Annotated in this window: 15 protein-coding genes and 1 pseudogene; 12 read left to right on the forward strand and 4 right to left on the reverse strand. The window is 59.1% G+C overall.

The features are described from left to right. Window positions 1-63 precede the first annotated feature (63 nt). The 6 genes from AC1DMK_RS12195 (at window position 64) to AC1DMK_RS12220 (ending at window position 4,420) form a co-directional block, all read left to right on the forward strand. A complete protein-coding gene (locus AC1DMK_RS12195; RefSeq protein WP_477859240.1) occupies window positions 64-1,203 on the forward strand; it encodes an aldo/keto reductase in 1,140 nt (379 codons plus the stop codon). 116 nt (window positions 1,204-1,319) lie between these two features. Continuing rightward, window positions 1,320-1,631: an SDR family NAD(P)-dependent oxidoreductase gene (locus tag AC1DMK_RS12200; protein ID WP_477859241.1), complete on the forward strand. Its 312-nt coding sequence runs from the start codon at window positions 1,320-1,322 to the stop codon at window positions 1,629-1,631. Next, complete coding sequence (locus AC1DMK_RS12205; protein WP_477859243.1) at window positions 1,632-1,874, forward strand: hypothetical protein; 243 nt, start codon at window positions 1,632-1,634, stop codon at window positions 1,872-1,874. 27 nt (window positions 1,875-1,901) lie between these two features. Further along, window positions 1,902-2,897 (forward strand): aldo/keto reductase, encoded by a 996-nt coding sequence (locus AC1DMK_RS12210; RefSeq protein WP_477859244.1) that lies wholly within the window; start codon window positions 1,902-1,904, stop codon window positions 2,895-2,897. Window positions 2,898-2,957: 60 nt separating this feature from the next. Next, on the forward strand, window positions 2,958-3,167 hold the full coding sequence (locus AC1DMK_RS12215) for a hypothetical protein (protein WP_477859246.1): 210 nt from the start codon (window positions 2,958-2,960) through the stop codon (window positions 3,165-3,167). Between the two features lie 56 nt (window positions 3,168-3,223). Continuing rightward, a complete protein-coding gene (locus AC1DMK_RS12220; protein ID WP_477859248.1) occupies window positions 3,224-4,420 on the forward strand; it encodes a (R)-mandelonitrile lyase in 1,197 nt (398 codons plus the stop codon). A 270-nt stretch (window positions 4,421-4,690) separates the two neighbouring features. Here the strand turns inward: AC1DMK_RS12220 and AC1DMK_RS12225 are convergent, their stop codons facing one another. Further along, complete coding sequence (locus AC1DMK_RS12225; RefSeq protein WP_477859250.1) at window positions 4,691-5,596, reverse strand: LysR family transcriptional regulator; 906 nt, start codon at window positions 5,594-5,596, stop codon at window positions 4,691-4,693. Between the two features lie 111 nt (window positions 5,597-5,707). Between AC1DMK_RS12225 and AC1DMK_RS12230 the strand changes: the two genes are divergently transcribed. Together AC1DMK_RS12230 and AC1DMK_RS12235 are read left to right on the forward strand one after the other, a co-directional pair. Further along, complete coding sequence (locus AC1DMK_RS12230; protein WP_477859252.1) at window positions 5,708-6,301, forward strand: isochorismatase family protein; 594 nt, start codon at window positions 5,708-5,710, stop codon at window positions 6,299-6,301. 27 nt (window positions 6,302-6,328) lie between these two features. Then, on the forward strand, window positions 6,329-7,093 hold the full coding sequence (locus AC1DMK_RS12235; RefSeq protein WP_477859254.1) for a pirin family protein: 765 nt from the start codon (window positions 6,329-6,331) through the stop codon (window positions 7,091-7,093). 106 nt (window positions 7,094-7,199) lie between these two features. Here AC1DMK_RS12235 and AC1DMK_RS12240 read toward each other — a convergent pair whose 3' ends face one another. Continuing rightward, complete coding sequence (locus AC1DMK_RS12240) at window positions 7,200-8,588, reverse strand: enoyl ACP reductase FabMG family protein (RefSeq protein WP_477859256.1); 1,389 nt, start codon at window positions 8,586-8,588, stop codon at window positions 7,200-7,202. A gap of 492 nt (window positions 8,589-9,080) precedes the next feature. Beyond that, window positions 9,081-9,845: pseudogene (locus tag AC1DMK_RS12245) on the reverse strand (ATP-binding cassette domain-containing protein); the annotation flags it as partial. 206 nt (window positions 9,846-10,051) lie between these two features. On the opposite strand from AC1DMK_RS12245, the gene AC1DMK_RS12250 reads away from it, so the two are divergent. The 4 genes from AC1DMK_RS12250 (at window position 10,052) to AC1DMK_RS12265 (ending at window position 13,467) form a co-directional block, all read left to right on the forward strand. After that, a complete protein-coding gene (locus AC1DMK_RS12250) occupies window positions 10,052-11,266 on the forward strand; it encodes an adenylate/guanylate cyclase domain-containing protein (protein WP_477859258.1) in 1,215 nt (404 codons plus the stop codon). A gap of 145 nt (window positions 11,267-11,411) precedes the next feature. Continuing rightward, window positions 11,412-11,852 (forward strand): SyrB-like regulator, encoded by a 441-nt coding sequence (locus AC1DMK_RS12255; RefSeq protein WP_477859261.1) that lies wholly within the window; start codon window positions 11,412-11,414, stop codon window positions 11,850-11,852. A 126-nt stretch (window positions 11,853-11,978) separates the two neighbouring features. Continuing rightward, window positions 11,979-12,458 carry a hypothetical protein gene (locus tag AC1DMK_RS12260; protein WP_477859262.1) on the forward strand — a complete coding sequence of 160 codons (480 nt, stop codon included), beginning with the start codon at window positions 11,979-11,981 and terminating at the stop codon, window positions 12,456-12,458. Window positions 12,459-12,963: 505 nt separating this feature from the next. Beyond that, the gene (locus AC1DMK_RS12265) at window positions 12,964-13,467 is read left to right on the forward strand and encodes a hypothetical protein (protein ID WP_477859264.1); all 504 of its coding nucleotides are present in this window, start codon (window positions 12,964-12,966) and stop codon (window positions 13,465-13,467) included. Between the two features lie 328 nt (window positions 13,468-13,795). On the opposite strand, the gene tnpC is transcribed toward AC1DMK_RS12265, so the two are convergent. After that, the gene (tnpC, locus tag AC1DMK_RS12270) at window positions 13,796-15,391 is read right to left on the reverse strand and encodes an IS66 family transposase (RefSeq protein ID WP_477859266.1); all 1,596 of its coding nucleotides are present in this window, start codon (window positions 15,389-15,391) and stop codon (window positions 13,796-13,798) included. Window positions 15,392-15,408: the final 17 nt, after the last annotated feature.

Consider the following 15,408-nt stretch of genomic DNA (forward strand, 5'->3'; position numbering starts at 1 on the left):
CGCCGGGGTCAGCGAGGGCTATATTTGAGACCGTGAACCCAACGCGTCTCGAAAGGATTTCCAATGGCAGACCGGAAGAAACTCACCATGGGCCGCCGTAGCTTCCTCGGAGCGGCAGGGTCTCTCGCTGCTGTCCCTCTCGTGGAGCTTGGTTATTCCCCCGCCGCCGCGTCTACACCTGCCGAGAACCCGCTCGGCCGGCGTAAGCTCGGATCGCTCGAGGTTTCCAGCCTCGGCATCGGCGTCCAGAATATGAGCCGCACATATCAAACCACCATCCCCAGCCGTCCCGAGATGCACGCTATCATACGGACGGCACACGAGCGCGGCGTCACCTTTTACGACGCCGCGGAAGCCTACGGACCGCACGAGGTCGAGCGAATCCTTGGCGAGGGTATTGAACCCTTCCGTGACGAGGTGGTCATCACGTCGAAGTTCGGCTGGAACATCGATCTCGAGACCGGCAAGCGGATGCCAGGCCTTAACAGCCGTCCCCAGCACATCAGGCTAGCTGTCGATGGGATGCTCAAGCGTCTTCGCACCGACCGCATCGATCTTCTCTACCAGCACCGCGTCGATCCGGCTGTTCCGATCGAGGACGTCGCAGGCGCTCTCAAGGACCTTAAAGCTCAGGGAAAGGTCCTGCACTGGGGTTTGTCCGAGATGGGCCTCCAGACCGTGCGCCGCGCGCATGCCGAGTTCCCACTCACGGCGATCCAGAGCGAGTACTCGATGCTCTTGCGGGGGCCGGAGGATGCTGTCCTACCGCTCTGTGAGGAACTTGGCATCGGTTTCGTGCCGTGGAGCCCACTAGGCGTCGGTTTCCTGACGGGTGCCATCGATGAACGCACAAGATTTGCCGAGGGCGACATACGCGGCGTCGAGACCCGGTTCTCGCCAGAGAACCTGCCAAACAATCTTGCCTTGGTCGCGTTGGTGAAGACGTGGGCCGAACGCAAGGGAGCGACGCCCGCCCAGATCGCGCTGGCATGGCTGATGGCTCAGAAGCCATGGATCGTGCCTATCCCCGGCAGCACGCAGGTGGCGCACATGCAGGAAAACATCGGTGCGGCATCCGTCAGGTTCTCGTCGGACGAAATCGCGGAACTGAACAAGGCGGTCGTCGCCATTCAGATAAAGGGCGCCCGTCTCCCTGACCAGGTGCTGGTCTATTCCGGCGTCGAAGCGCCTCCGCGGACGTGATCGGGCGGGAGGAGGCCACACAAGAAATTGAGACGATACGAATGGAGACACAATGGCGACCTGGATTATCACGGGCTGCTCCACGGGATTGGGATGGAGCCTCGCTGAAGCGGTTCTTGCCGCTGATCACCGCACAATTGCCAAATACTGTCCTCGCAGTCGCCCTTAACGTCAAGGACAAGGCGCAGGTGGACGAAGTCGTCGGCGAAGCGGAAAAGCGGTTAGACTCAATCGACGTGCTCGTGAACAATGCGGGCTACGGCTACCGCGCGGCGGTGGAGGAGGGCGACGATCAGGACGTCGCGGATCTCTTCGCTAACGAACTTCTTTGGCACCGTCCGGCATCCGCATCACGATCGTCTAGCGGAAGCGTTCAGGATCGACTTCGCGGGCCGATCGCTGCAGCAAGCGAAAACGAAGATCGATGATTGCGCCGCCGCTGCCGGACCGCACCGCAAGGAGGTGACAAGACCCACGGCACCCAGCCGGGCGACCGGACATGGGCGGCGAAAGTGCTTCTCGATCTCGTTGCGAAATCGGAACTTTCAGCCCGGCGCCTCCTCCAGAGCGACGCCGTCAAGATCGTCGGCAACGAAGTGGACGGCCAGCCGCAAGAGATCGACGCATGGAAAGAACTCAGCGTCAGCTCGGACGTCCAGTCCGGCGAATGATGGCGCGCAGATACCAAGGAGACGAAAATGCAGAAACGTAAGCTAGGCAAGTCCGGTCTCGAAGTGTCGGCTCTGGGCCTCGGATGCATGGGCATGACCGGCGTGTACGGCATGGGCGGCGACAGGGAGGAAATGATCAAGCTCTTGCGCGACGCCCACGATCGCGGGGTCACCCACTTCGACACCGCCGAGGCCTATGGTCCGTTCGCCAACGAATCCCTACTTGGCGAAGGCCTTCGGCCGATCCGCGACCAGGTCACGATCGCCACGAAGTTCGGCTTCGACATCGACCTGGAGACCGGAGCGCGACCCGGCGGCACCAACAGCCGGCCGGAGCACATCAAGGCCGTCGCGGACGCCGCGCTCAAGCGCCTGAAGACTGACCGTATCGACCTTTACTACCAGCACCGCGTCGATCAGAACGTTCCGATCGAGGACGTGGCAGGCGCAGTCAAGGATCTCATCGCCGAAGGTAAGGTCATGCATTTCGGGCTGTCGGAAGCTGGCGTACAGACCATCAGGCGCGCGCATTCCGTCCAATCGATTGCCGCAGTCCAGAGCGAGTACTCGTTGTTCTGGCGCGGGCCGGAGAAGGAACTGCTGCCGGTGCTCGAAGAGCTGGGCGTCGGCTTCGTCCCCTTCAGCCCGCTCGGGGCGGGGTTCCTGACAGGCAAGATCGACGAGAACACTAAGTTCGACGAAGGCGATTTCCGCAACATGGTGCCGCGCTTTTCACCCGAAGCCCGCAAGGCCAACCTCGAACTTGTCTCGGTGATCAAAGGCGTAGCCGACCGGAAGCAAGCGACCCCTGCACAGGTCGCTCTCTCATGGCTGCTGGCTCAGAAGCCGTGGATCGTTCCTATTCCCGGCACCACCAAACTACACCGCCTTGAAGAGAACATCGGGGGTGCGGAACTCGAACTGACGGCCGAAGACCTGACCGAGATCGACCGCGAAGCGTCCAAGATCGAAGTGCAGGGCGATCGCCTGCCGGAAGCGGTTCTGAAGATGACAGGCCACTGAAATGGACTGGTGCACGGCGCGCGCGTCGAGTGGCGGCTTGACTCCTAGAAAGGACACCAAATGACAAACGTAATCGTTGTGATCGGCGCAGGCCCCATCGGCCAGGCGATCGCCCGCCGGATCAGTTCAGGCAAGCATGTGCTGCTCGCCGATCTTCGAAAAGACACCGCGAACGCCGCCGCGAAGGTGCTGAGCGAAGCAGGATTGGCTCATCACCGGGAGCGATTTCCTCATCGATGGCGGCGTGACTGCATCGTTTTTCTGCGGTGACCTGGCGTCCCGATAACGGGATGCTTCACCAAACCAAATCGGACGGAGACGGGTTCATGAAGAACATTGCAGCCACCATCGCAATGACCACATTGGCAGCCACGGGCGCGGAAGCTGCGGAAAAGCGCCACCGCGTCGCGCCGCAAGCGGTGTATGAAACCGCGCCAGGTCTCGGCCATTTCACGGACGACATCCTCTTCGGCGAGGTATGGGAACGCGCAGAGCTTTCTCCTCGGGACCGAAGCCTCGTCACAGTCGCCACGCTCGTGTCGACCGGCAGGGCCGCCCAGACCGGCAGCCACGTCCGGCGGGCGCTCGACAACGGCGTGAAGCCGGAGGAGATCGGCGAGCTGATCACGCACCTTGCTTTCTATTCGGGTTGGCCGAACGCGATGTCGGCTGTTACCGAGACGAAGAAAGTGTTCGAGGAACGAGGGATTGGCGCCGTCGCCAGCAGCGATGCGGCGCGGATCGAGCTCGAAGCCGCCGCCGAAGCGGCACGCGCAGCCACGGTCGACATTAACGTTGCGCCCACGGCATCGGCTCTTGCCGAACTCACCAATCGGGTTCTCTTCGGCGATCTCTGGCAGCGCCCCGATCTGACGGCCCGCGACCGCAGCCTTGTGACGATGGTGGCGCTCATTGCAATCGGCCAGCCGGAGCAGCTCCCGTTCCACGCGAACCGCGCGATGGACAACGGCCTGACGCGGGTAGAGACTTCGGAAGTTATGACACATGTCGCATTCTACGCAGGATGGTCGCGGGCGATGTCTGCCGTTCCAGTTCTCAAGAAGGTTTTCGAAGGTCGGGAGGCCTCATCCCAGACACTTGCCGCTCATTCGAACGTGAAAGTCACGCGGGCAGGCGAAGGCAGGGCTGCAGCGCCGGAGCAGTATTTCACCGGCAAGGTGGAAACATCGGGCTTTTATCGCGGCGACGCGCCCGCGCGGATCGGTGGGGCGACTGTGTCGTTTCCGGCCGGAGCGAGAACCGCGTGGCATACCCATCCACTTGGCCAGACCCTCTTCATCATATCCGGGCGTGGCCTTGTTCAAAAGGAGGGCCACCCGGCCGAGCAGGTTGGTCCCGGAGACGTGGTATGGATTCCAGCTTTGGTGCGTCACTGGCACGGTGCTTCCGCGAAGGAGGCGATGACCCATTTCGCGGTAGCCGAAGCCCTCGAGGGGAATAGCGTGACCTGGATGGAGAAGGTCTCCGACGAAGAATACGCCGTAGGGCAGGCAATCGACTGATCCTGAATGTTGTCCATAAAGATCCGAATGCTTCGACGCCACTTCGGCTCGCAGCAGCGGCCGTCTCGTCCGTTCCCGAAAGTGCGATGGCACAAGCAACTGGCCCTCCCAAGACCTTGGTTGCCTACTTCTCGCGGACGGGAAACACGCCGGCGATCGCCAACCAGATCCAACGAAAGACGGCGCTCTGTTCGAGATCAATCCCGCAGCCTCGTACCTGGAAGACTACGAGGTGACGGTGGCGCAGACCAGCCGTGAGATAGCGGCCGGCTACCTCCCGCCTCTGGCGACCGCGAAAGCCTCCGTGAATTCTGCGACGATCGCCTTGATCAACCGACCCGTGATCCTGTCCTTCTGCCAAAGCGCCGTCATCTCGACAGGCGAGGGCCGCCAGTTCGGCAGGACACGGACAAGCTCGCCGGAGGAAAGCGCGCCAGCGATCATGAAATCCGGAAGATTGGCGACGCCCAGTCCCGAAATCGCGGCGTCGATCAATATGGTCTGACGATTGGCGGCGAACCCGATCTTCGGATGCACGTTCACCGACTGCCCGTCATCGCTTTTGAGATCCCATTCCACCAGATCGCGGCGGATCRCCAACGCCGCTACCGCATTGAGATCCCCTGGCGCCCTCAATTCCGGATACTTCGCCAGGAACGCCGGACTGGCGACGAGCGTTCGCGGAAGCGAAGCAATCTTTTTGAACATTAGCCCGGAGTCGGCCACAGATCCCATCCGGACAACGAGATCGTAACCCTCCTCGATCAGCGATACCCGTCGATCCGCCAGCGTCATCTCGATGACGACGTCCGGATAGCGCTCCTTGAAGCGGATCAGGATCGGAGCGAGCACTTCGGTCGCCATATCGAGCGGCAGCGAAAGCCTGACCGTTCCCGACAAGGCGACCTTTTCGTCCTGGACGTTCGAGACCGCTTCCTCGGCTATCAGGAACGCCTCCCGGCTTCCGTCAAAGAGCTGCTGGCCGTGATCGGTCAGAACGATCCCCTTCTTCGTCCGCCGCATGAGGCGGACGTTCAAAGCATCCTCCAATGCCGTCAGCCGGCGCGAGAGCGTGGCCTTGGAAATGCCGGTCGAGCGTTCGGCGGCAGCCAGGCCTCCGGCTTCCGCTATTCGAATGAACAGCGCGAGGCCGTCGAAGTCTCCGAATGTCTTCATGTTTCATAAATGGAACATAGCCTCGGCATTTTTCAAGTCTCCCCAGCCTATCGTTCCAAGATTATCTTCACCGTCGAGCGATGACGCTCTTTTACTGAAGGAGATCACATCATGTCCAAGCTGTTCACACCCGAGAACTCCGCACTGCTCCTGATCGACCATCAGGTCGGCACCATGCAGTTGATCAAGAACATCGACGTCGAGCAGGCCAAGCGCATGTCGCTGGCGCTTGCCAAAGCGGCCAGCATCCTCGGCATTCCGACCGTGCTCACCTCCAGCCAGGAGGAACGCCTACAGGGTCCGCTTCTGCCCGAGCTGCAGGAAATCCTGCCTGACGCATTCGAAAAGCGCGTCAAGCGCGAAGGCATCGTCAACGCCTGGACCGACGCCAATTTCAAGAAGGCCGTTGAAGCGACGGGCCGCAAGAACCTGATCATGGCCGGCGTCACCACCGACGTATGCCTTGTGTTTCCTGCGATCGACGCCGTCGGCGAAGGCTACAACGTCCAGGCCGTGATGGATGCCTCCGGTTCTCCGTACGAACTGTCCGAAGACATGTCCCGCCGCCGGATGCAGGACGCGGGCGTCGTTCTTACCGCGACCAACACCATGATCGCCGAACTCGCCCAGAACTGGGGCACGGAGAACGGCCAGAAGCTCATCCAGTTGCTGTTCACCGACGTGCTGCCGCCGATCTCGGCCTGAGGAAACGCGCAAGAAAGGAATAGACAAATGTCCGCTGAAGTCAGACGCATCGAAGAAAACGTCGCGGTGCCGACCAGCACCCACCTGCTCAGAACGCGTGGCCCGTTCCAGGTGCGCCGCATCCGTCCAGGCGTGGCGCTGGGCCAGCCCGACGATCCCGGCTTTGGCGGACTTGGAACCATCGACCACGCGACGCTACAGCCCGGCGTCGTCGTCCGGATGCACGAGCATCGCAACGACGAGATCATCAGCTACATGCGGGCAGGCAACATGAAGCATACCGACTCCGCAGGACGGAGCGAGGTCATCTCCTCCGACCGGCTGATGGTGATGAACGCGGGGCATGGCTTCTCGCACGAGGAGGAGACGGTCGCAGACGAGCAGATCGAAATGCTGCAGATCTTCGTTCGACCTGATGTCGCCGAGCTTGATCCCGACGTCCAGTTCGTCGAACTGGACGCCAAGGAACGAGACGGCCGGTGGCGCCTGCTCACCGGGCCCGTTGGATCTGGGGCGCCTACATCCGTCCGCCAGGCGATTTACCTCTACGACGCGCACCTTTCGACGGGTTCGAGCATCGACCTCCCGCTCAAAGAGGGCTTCGACCGCTGGTTCTACGTGTTTGCCGGAGAGGTCGCAGTGGGCGGGCAGACGCTTGGGAAGTACGACGCCCTGATGGTCGGGGAGGGTCAGACCGTCACCGGCGTCACGGCCGTCAAGCAGTCGGACGTCGTCGTCTTTCTCGTCGACCGCAGCAACAAGTTTTCCCGCTCGGGGACAATGAGCGGCTGACCTCGACTGCTCCAAAAATGGAGCAGCGGTGTTCGGCGAGCTCTTCCCCGCCAATCCGGACCTTGCCTGTAAAGAAAGCCCGGCTCCTAATGAGCCAGGGAAACCGTCAAGCTAATTCTCTTTGGGATGACGGATCATTTGATGCCCGCCCCGTGACCGATCGCGCGGCAGTCTCTGGTTCCGCGTGAGAAGCGTTGAGGCGGCGTGCTACGATATCATGGTTGAGCCATTGAACAGGACCTGAAGGCGATGACGATTCGCCAAAAATCAGCTGCCCCGTCGCCTCCACCACGAGAGCGCTCAGATGGTCGCTGATAAGTGCCTTGCCGTCCCGATGCATCTGTGTGATCTCTTGGGAAGTGCCGATGGTCAGGTCCGACTGGGCTTGGCTGTTTGGCATCGGCCATGCCAAGAAATCATAAAACGGGATCATCACTTCGCTTGCCTGCAGGTCGGCAATCTTGCGGATGACATCGTCCACCGTGAATCCGTCAGCCAGAAGCTCCTCGCAAGCGCGCCACTGTTCGGCCGCCCACTCACTTCCGCCTTCTTTCCTCAATGCAAGCAGAAGGGGGATCAGCGGCAGCTCGATGCCCGTAAACACGTCTGAGGAATTGGTGCGGATTTCAGGGCAGTTGTAGACGGTCGCTTTGACGCCCACGGCCCATGCCTCTTCGGCGATGCCCTCGAGCCGCATCTTGGCGTAGCCCTGTGTGTAGTTGGTGTAGGTCTGCCAGCGGTAGTCCCCGTCGACAAGGATTCCCGTTCCGTGGTACCCATAGGCCGTATACCGGACCTGGCCGCCCGACGCCTCTATGCGCTCGCGGATCGCTGAGCTGAACTCGATCAGATGCCGGAAGGTGTTCGCTGAGACCTCGTCGAAATTCCGAAGGACCAGCTTACCCAAGTCGCTGTTGAGTAAAGCCCGCGACGACATATGGCGGGCCCCCGTTCCCTTGTAGATGCGGTTGGCGAGAACCAGGAATACCTTCGCCTTCGGGATGCCTCCCGCCATGGTGTGGGCGAAAAATACATTCCGACCGGACGGTACCATCCCGTCGAGAACGTCCATGACGTGCGCCATCGCTTCCGTGAACCGTTTGGTTCCGGCTTCCTGGCATTCCTCGATGTAGGCCCAGTCCAGTTTGTCGGCCTCCCAGCTTTCCAGCGTCATTTTCGTGAGGAGATCGGACGGGGTGGGGCCTCCCACAGGCGCATCGAGATCGAAGCCGGCCATGAGCGGAACATTGATGATCTTGCCACCCAGCCGTGCCTCGGCTGCCGAAAGCTCGTCGGCGTTCAACGGTCGCAGTAAATTGTTCTCATCGCGGCGCCCCACCGTGATTCCAACAATGTCCATGCCGGCCTTTCGGGCCTCTTCCAGCAATCCGGTCGCATAGCCGCGCCCGAACAGTTCGCCGAAGAGGACGAAGACGTCACCTTTCCGAAAAACGTTGTTTTCAGAAATTCGTTCTAAAGCGATCGGGTTCTTCATGTTGCATGTTCTTTTGATTGGGCCGTCACTGGCTCAGGTAGTCTCTGGTAGTCACTTGAACCAATCGGGTCGGAATAAGAAGTAATTTTGAGTGACAGACCATTTCACAAAGTGAAGCGCTGCGAGGTTGTTAGCTTTCAGCAAACGCATCTTCGGGCGGCACTGCGGTCTAACGACAATTGCGGAAGGATGAGAGCAGGCGACGGTCAGCAACGCTGTCTGTCTTTCGAGGCCTGCGGCTTGTCGGAAGCAGCTGTCTGCGCGAACCTCGTCTCACCGGCCTTCGACCTTGCGACCGTCCCGCAGGCTATTCTTAAGGCACGAGCCGATCGAACTGAGTGCCGCGCCCGACCTGAACGGAATGAGCAGTATCATCGCCGCTTCCGCCACCACCGTCCTCACGGGAGAGCGCTCGTTCCGCAGCACGGTGAAGAGAATTTCAGGAGCCGCCTATCGGGCGAGGGAAACCAGATGTCCGGAGCTGACTGAACGCTACCCTATGATCGGAGGCTGATAGTCTAAGGGACGAATGGGGCTATTTATCTCCTCATCTACAGTCTTTCGTTTTTCTGCGCGGCGATCAGGATCGGGAACCGGCACGGCCGCAATTAGGCGCTTGGTGTATGGGTGTTGGGGATTCTCGAAGATAGCCGATCTCGGGCCGATCTCTACGATTTCGCCGAGATACATCACCGCCACCCGATCACTGACCCGCTCGACTACAGCCATGTCGTGCGAAAGCAGCATCAGATTGATGACCTGCGCCTTGATGGAGACGTCCAGCGCCGAGACGCTCTCATCCGCAACGATTACCTTCGGCTCTAGCGCCAAGGCGTGGACGATGCATATACGCTGACGCTGGCCGCCGGAAAATTCATGCGGATAGCCCGTGACCGTTTCTGGTGAAAGACCAACCTTTGTCAGCAGGTCTGCCACAACATCCTTAGCCTGACGCGCCGTGCCCATCGAATGTTCCAGAAAGGGTTCGGCAATGGTGGCGTCTACCGTCATGCGCTGGCTGAGACTCGCGTAGGGGTCCTGGAAGATCATCTGCACGGATTTGCGCATTTCCCGCATGCTTCGTCTATCGAGCGACAATACGCACTTGCCTTCAACGACTACCGAGCCCTGGTTGGGTTCGATGAGGCGCATGATCGCTCGACCCGTGGTTGATTTTCCGCAACCTGATTCCCCGACAAGGGACAGCGTCTCACCGGCATGAAGGTCGAAGGAGACATTTTCCACGGCATGGACCCGACCGTTGGACTGACGCGGTGTTTGGCAAGACCATGCTGACGCGATCCGTGCGCTGTTGGTTGGGCGAAATGTTACTTTGTCGTTCGGCAAAACGTTAGTTAGACTAGCGGAAGAACGAGAATTGCAGCCATGGGCCTCTGTCCTTCGAATTCTCTTTCGGACGAGACATCAAGATCATAAAGTGCGATCCCGATAGGGGGATTCTCATGCATACAATTCCGCGTATTCCGCCGCTTGCAGGCGCGGGGGTTTGGCCAATTCAGCGAAGAGCGGTCCTTGATTGGTTGATGAATGAGACGAGTTCGCAGCGCTTCTTGGACAACTTATTGTTGGACCTATGCGAGCGGTTAATTGCCGACGAAGTCCCTGTTGCGAGATCGTCGCTCCACCTCAGAATTCAGCATCCGCAGTGGCAAGGCGCTCGAATACTCTGGCGCTCACGCATGGCTGAAGCTCACATCGATACCTTTGACTACGACGTCGACACTACAGAGCTTTTTCTGCGAAGGCCTGCCACTGAGATTTACAATGGCGCGTCCGAGATACGGCAAAATCTCGAAGCGGATGATCCCAACAACACCAAGTACCCGCTCTTCCGCGAACTCCGAGAAGAGGGGTTCACGGATTACGTGGCATGGCCGATTCAGCACACATGGGGGAGGCGCCATGTCGTGACCTTCGCAACGGAGCAGGTTGGCGGCTTCGACGAAGACGACATTGAGTATCTGAAGGATCTGCTGCCCGCGCTCGCGCTCACAACTGAAATCCGAATGAAGAACGCGATGGCGCGTACGCTCCTTGAAACCTATGTTGGTCCCCATGCGAGCGCGGAAATCCTGGCTGGTGCGACAACCCGTGGCAGCGGAAAGACGGTGAGCGCGGCTATAATGATCTGCGATCTCCGCGATTTTACAGCCCTGTCGGATCTATGGCCCCGCGACGATATCATCGAGCTCCTCAACGGCTACTTCGACGCGCTGTGTGATCCTGTGGAGGCCCGTGGCGGTGAGATCTTGAAGTTCATGGGCGACGGCCTCTTGGCTATTTTTCCCCTGAGTAAGGCTGGCGCATGCAGTGATTTGCTTAACGCAATCGAGGACGGTCGTAAACGAATTGACGCTTTGAATCTCCAGATTGCGGAGCAAGGCAAACCTGCGTTGCGCTACGGCGTCGGCGTTCACGTCGGTGATGTAATGTATGGCAATATAGGATCACGCAAACGTCTCGACTTCACGGCGATTGGACCGGCCGTCAATGTTGCTTCACGCTTGGAGGAACTCACCAAGGAAACAAAGCGACCGGTGCTTTTCTCCTCGGACTTCGTGGAAATTTCGGGAGGTCCGTTCGAGTTTGTCGATCTTGGTTCGCACGCACTACGGGGCCTTGAAAAGCCGGTGAATGTATTCGGACTCGTCGATTGACGCTTGGCATGCGCGATCAAAAAATCGCATACGTCCTGAAACGTAGGCAATAATATTAAAGAACGTCAGAAATACTGGTAATCCGAACGACTTGCTCACACCTCAAGCATTCGTTCGAAACGAATTTCCTACAAGGAGACCATTGATGGCTGACGAGAACACGAAGCACGCCCTTGCCACTGACGCGGGCGCCGAGACACCTGCAACGACGCCGAAACCGAGGAAGGTGCGCGGCCCTGGTCGAAAAAAGGTTGCCGTAGAAAGTGTTGCCGCGGCGGCGGAATCGACCGCAGCCAAGTCAACCCCAGTGAAGCGCGGAAAGCAAAGCAGGACGATGGCGGAAACCCTGTCTAAGGCATTGCCCCCCACTTCAAAGACGAACAAGGCCAAGGATGACTCCAAGACGACCGGCCGAAAGGTCACGGGTCGTTCCGTTCAGGAGAAGGCGCCCACAGCTTCCCCCGCAATTGCCGAAATGGCGGACCTCCTGCAGCTGGAAGAAGAGAACAAGGGCCTGCGCAAGGCCTTGGCTGATAAATTGCGCTCGGAAAATGCCGACCTGCGGAAGCGGCTCGGACAGAACTGAGTGCTCAGTTCGGGGGGCACCCGATACTGTCCTCGAAGGCACAAAAGTAACGTGTCGGGCTTTAATTAAGCCCGACCGCGACGACTCATGGTACCCTCCAGTAGTTGGTTGTGAGGGTAGATTACTATGAGCATTCCGTGGAAATTTCTGACAGGACTCACGTCACGTCGACGGCCAGAGAGAGATGATACCGCAAAAGAGAGTACCGCTCGTACCCACAGCATCGAAGAGATATCGCCTGCGTCCACCGTTGTAGACCCGGCGGTTGAGCGTCAAATCTTCCATGAGCAGCATCCTGATGAGCCCGGTGTGGCGGAGGGTGTTACCGAAACCCCTGTCGCCAAACCAACAGAGCTTTCATACAAACGGTCAATCCAAGAGCCGAAGGTTCAGCGTATACCTCGCCCCAAGCCGATCCGTGGTGTTCGACCCCTCGACGATCCAGCGAAAATCGATATTGGCCTTCGTCAACCGACTTTTGATGAGCAAGCCAGCGCCAAGACACTCGATGCAGAGATCCTTCAATTGAGAGATCAACTAGCGAAGAAGTTGCGGGTTCAGAACGCGCAGCTACGGCAGATGCTTGAGCGTTTTGAGGTCCAGTAGGAAAGCCGATCGCAATTCCAGCCAAGGTATGCACAAAGTTAGCGGCTTATTTCAGGCTGTTACGCTCAACATAGCCGACGGATTGGCCGTTTGGAGCTCGTCTGCGTCGCGCAAGGAAATCGCGACTTGAAACAGTGCTCCTTTCTCCACCGATTAAAGTTCGATCCGGCCGATACTCCAATTCGCACGTTGTCGTTGGGCGATCGCAGACGCCTCAGTCGACATGATTACTTACGACGCCATATTGTAAGCTCGTAGGTCACCCCACTTATCATTCGGGCTGCTGACGGGCGATCCAGAAAGATGAACGCCTCGGCAGAAGAGAAATACTACCATGACCACCAGTTGATCCTGCCGCGATCGGTCGACTGGCTTTTCAGAGCAAGTGAGGCGATCACAAGCGCCATCCGCCCGCTGGTCTGCGTCACCTGTCAATCGACCTTGACAAGCGCGTCCAAGTCGAGAGGCTATTGGCCTCGCAACGTCGTAGAAAAACGAGGATAGGATGAGGTTCAGCAGACCGGCAGTCGCAGGCGTGGCAGCGTGTGTGTTTGGTGCGTGCCTTGCGGCATCGCCTGCGCTCGCACAGGAAGTCGAGCCGCCCGCTCCATGGGTTAAGCTTACCGGTTCGCATGCCGGAGCGGTCGGTACATGCTCTATCGTTGATGCGAGCGACATCGAGGCTTGTTACATGGTCCGGTGCGACGCCAAGAACGGTCTCATCTTCGAGATTGGCGATGCCACTGTTGGTGAGAACGGCCTGCGATTGGCGCGCTTCGAGATTGGGAGGTACAGAGAGACGATCCGCCTCGACGGGAACAGTCCCGATCGGCGAACGATTGTTCTCTCAAAGCATCCGAAGCTGCTTGCCGCCCTCACATCTGGCGCTGATTTCGCCACTATGTTCGCCATCAAGGCCGGTGAGATAGATTATAGCACCGGCTTTGAACTCACGGGCGCGCGAGACCAGATATCTCGCCTGGCAAAGGGCTGCCCAACAAAGCCGTGACGACGGGCAAGGGTCCTGACCGACCATAACGCCCGATTGCCCAAATCTGCGTTTTGCGGTCGCGCATCCGATGATGCCGCAGGACTGTAATTGGCGTTGCGATCGCTTCGAGAAACACGACGCTCTTCGCCCGGACCCTGGCCGTAGAAACCGCATCTGAGATCGGCTGGTCCGGGTCTGCCGCGGTAGTCGTTGCTGCCCAAGCGTCCCGTGTTCGGCGATCACTGACTGTCGATTTATGTTGTCGCGCTGCCCAATGATGCAGCGGGTGCTTACCGTTTCAACGCGCGCGAACTTGATCTCCTTGGTAAGCGATGAACTGAGGCCGTTACTTCTGGAATTTCCAGGGCATGAGTGCATCGAGATCGCTGGCCGGCCAACCGGCCGCGATACGTTCAAGGGTCTGCGTTAGCCAAGCGAGCGGATCAACATCGTTCATTTTGGCGGACTGAATGAGGGTCGAGATAGTCGCCCAAGTCCGGCCACCGCCGGCGTTACCCGCGAATAGGCTATTTTTCCGAACGATTGCCTGGGGCCTGATTGCGCGCTCGACGATATTGGAGTCGATCTCGATGCGACCGTCGTGAAGGAACTGTTCGAAAGCTCCACGACGGTTGAGGGCATAGCGAATGGCCTCGGCGAGCTTGGACTTGCCGGAGATTCGAGGCAGGGTGTCCTGCCAGAGCTTGTAGAGATCGGCAACGATGGCAGCGGATGCCTGCTGGCGGGCGGCAACGCGGACATCCGGGCTTCGCCCACGCACCTTTTCCTCGATCGCCCAGAGGGTAGCCATCTTCTCGATCGTTGCAGTAGCTATCTTCGAACTGCCACTGGCGTGCAGCTCGTAGAACCGACGTCGACTGTGTGCCCAGCACCCCGCCAAAAGTGACCCCTCGTTTCCACCTTTGGAACGCGCAACGCGATTGTGGGCCGAATAGCCATCGATCTGCAGGATGCCGAGGTAGCCTTCGAGATGGCGAGCAACGCAATCACCGGACCGATTGTCTTCAAACCGATAAGCCACCATCGGCGGGCCACTGCCACCGAACGGYCGATCGTCCTTGGCATACGCCCACAGATACGCCGTCTTGGCAGACCCCAAGCCAGGGACAAGCGTCGGCAATGTCGTCTCATCGGCAAATATTCGTTCGCCTTCTTTGATCCGATCAAAGATGTAGTCCGCAAGGATCTGAAGTTCGAACCCGAGCTTGCCCATCCATCGCGCCATAAGACCGCGGTCGACTTCGACATCGTCGCGTAGAAAGATCGCCTCCTGCCGATAGAGCGGTAGGCCGTCGCCGTATTTGGATACCGCGATATAGGCGAGCAGCGCTTCCGTCGGGATGCCGCTTTCAACGATATGTGCCGGCGCCACGGCCTGAATGACACCGTCTTCGTTTTTGAAGGCATACTTCGGACGATGGGTGACGATCACCCTGAACTTCGGTGGAATGATATCGAGACGCTCGGAAGTATCTTCGCCAATCAGGATCTTCTGCTTGCCGGCATGCTCGGGAAGCTCGTCCGGTTCAATGACCACATGAATGCGTTCCAGATGCGGTGGGAAGCCCTTGCGCGGACGTGCACGTTTTGTAGCGTCTGGATTTCGGCCCTTTTCGACCAGCGCCTTGATGGCGGCAATGCCGGTCTCGATTTCCTCGAAGACAAACGCACCCTGCTCGTCGAGATCCGCGTCGATGTTTTTGCTCTGCTTTTCCGAGCGTCTGCCATATCGATATCGGTCGAAGGCTTTGAGGACCTGCTTCAACTTCGCGATCTGCTCGTCTGCGTCCGCATTGCGGGCCTTCAGATCCGCGACTTCGTTCTCCAGTGCGTCGGCGCGCGCAGCCTTCTCAGCCATCGCCAGGATCATGGCTTTCAGCGCATCAACGTCATCAGGGAGCTGCAAATCGGCTGGTATCATGCCCTCAAGTAGAGCAT

Source organism: Rhizobium sp. 05L419 (assembly GCF_056397845.1).

Excerpts from the sequence above, each read along its gene's own strand:
- AC1DMK_RS12195 (WP_477859240.1), top strand. The coding sequence starts at position 64 with ATGGCAGACCGGAAGAAACTCACCATGGGCCGCCGTAGCTTCCTCGGA.
- AC1DMK_RS12210 (WP_477859244.1), top strand. The coding sequence starts at position 1,902 with ATGCAGAAACGTAAGCTAGGCAAGTCCGGTCTCGAAGTGTCGGCTCTG.
- AC1DMK_RS12215 (WP_477859246.1), top strand. The coding sequence starts at position 2,958 with ATGACAAACGTAATCGTTGTGATCGGCGCAGGCCCCATCGGCCAGGCG.
- AC1DMK_RS12220 (WP_477859248.1), top strand. The coding sequence starts at position 3,224 with ATGAAGAACATTGCAGCCACCATCGCAATGACCACATTGGCAGCCACG.
- AC1DMK_RS12230 (WP_477859252.1), top strand. The coding sequence starts at position 5,708 with ATGTCCAAGCTGTTCACACCCGAGAACTCCGCACTGCTCCTGATCGAC.
- AC1DMK_RS12235 (WP_477859254.1), top strand. The coding sequence starts at position 6,329 with ATGTCCGCTGAAGTCAGACGCATCGAAGAAAACGTCGCGGTGCCGACC.
- AC1DMK_RS12240 (WP_477859256.1), bottom strand. The coding sequence starts at position 8,588 with ATGAAGAACCCGATCGCTTTAGAACGAATTTCTGAAAACAACGTTTTT.
- AC1DMK_RS12250 (WP_477859258.1), top strand. The coding sequence starts at position 10,052 with ATGCATACAATTCCGCGTATTCCGCCGCTTGCAGGCGCGGGGGTTTGG.
- AC1DMK_RS12255 (WP_477859261.1), top strand. The coding sequence starts at position 11,412 with ATGGCTGACGAGAACACGAAGCACGCCCTTGCCACTGACGCGGGCGCC.
- AC1DMK_RS12260 (WP_477859262.1), top strand. The coding sequence starts at position 11,979 with ATGAGCATTCCGTGGAAATTTCTGACAGGACTCACGTCACGTCGACGG.
- AC1DMK_RS12265 (WP_477859264.1), top strand. The coding sequence starts at position 12,964 with ATGAGGTTCAGCAGACCGGCAGTCGCAGGCGTGGCAGCGTGTGTGTTT.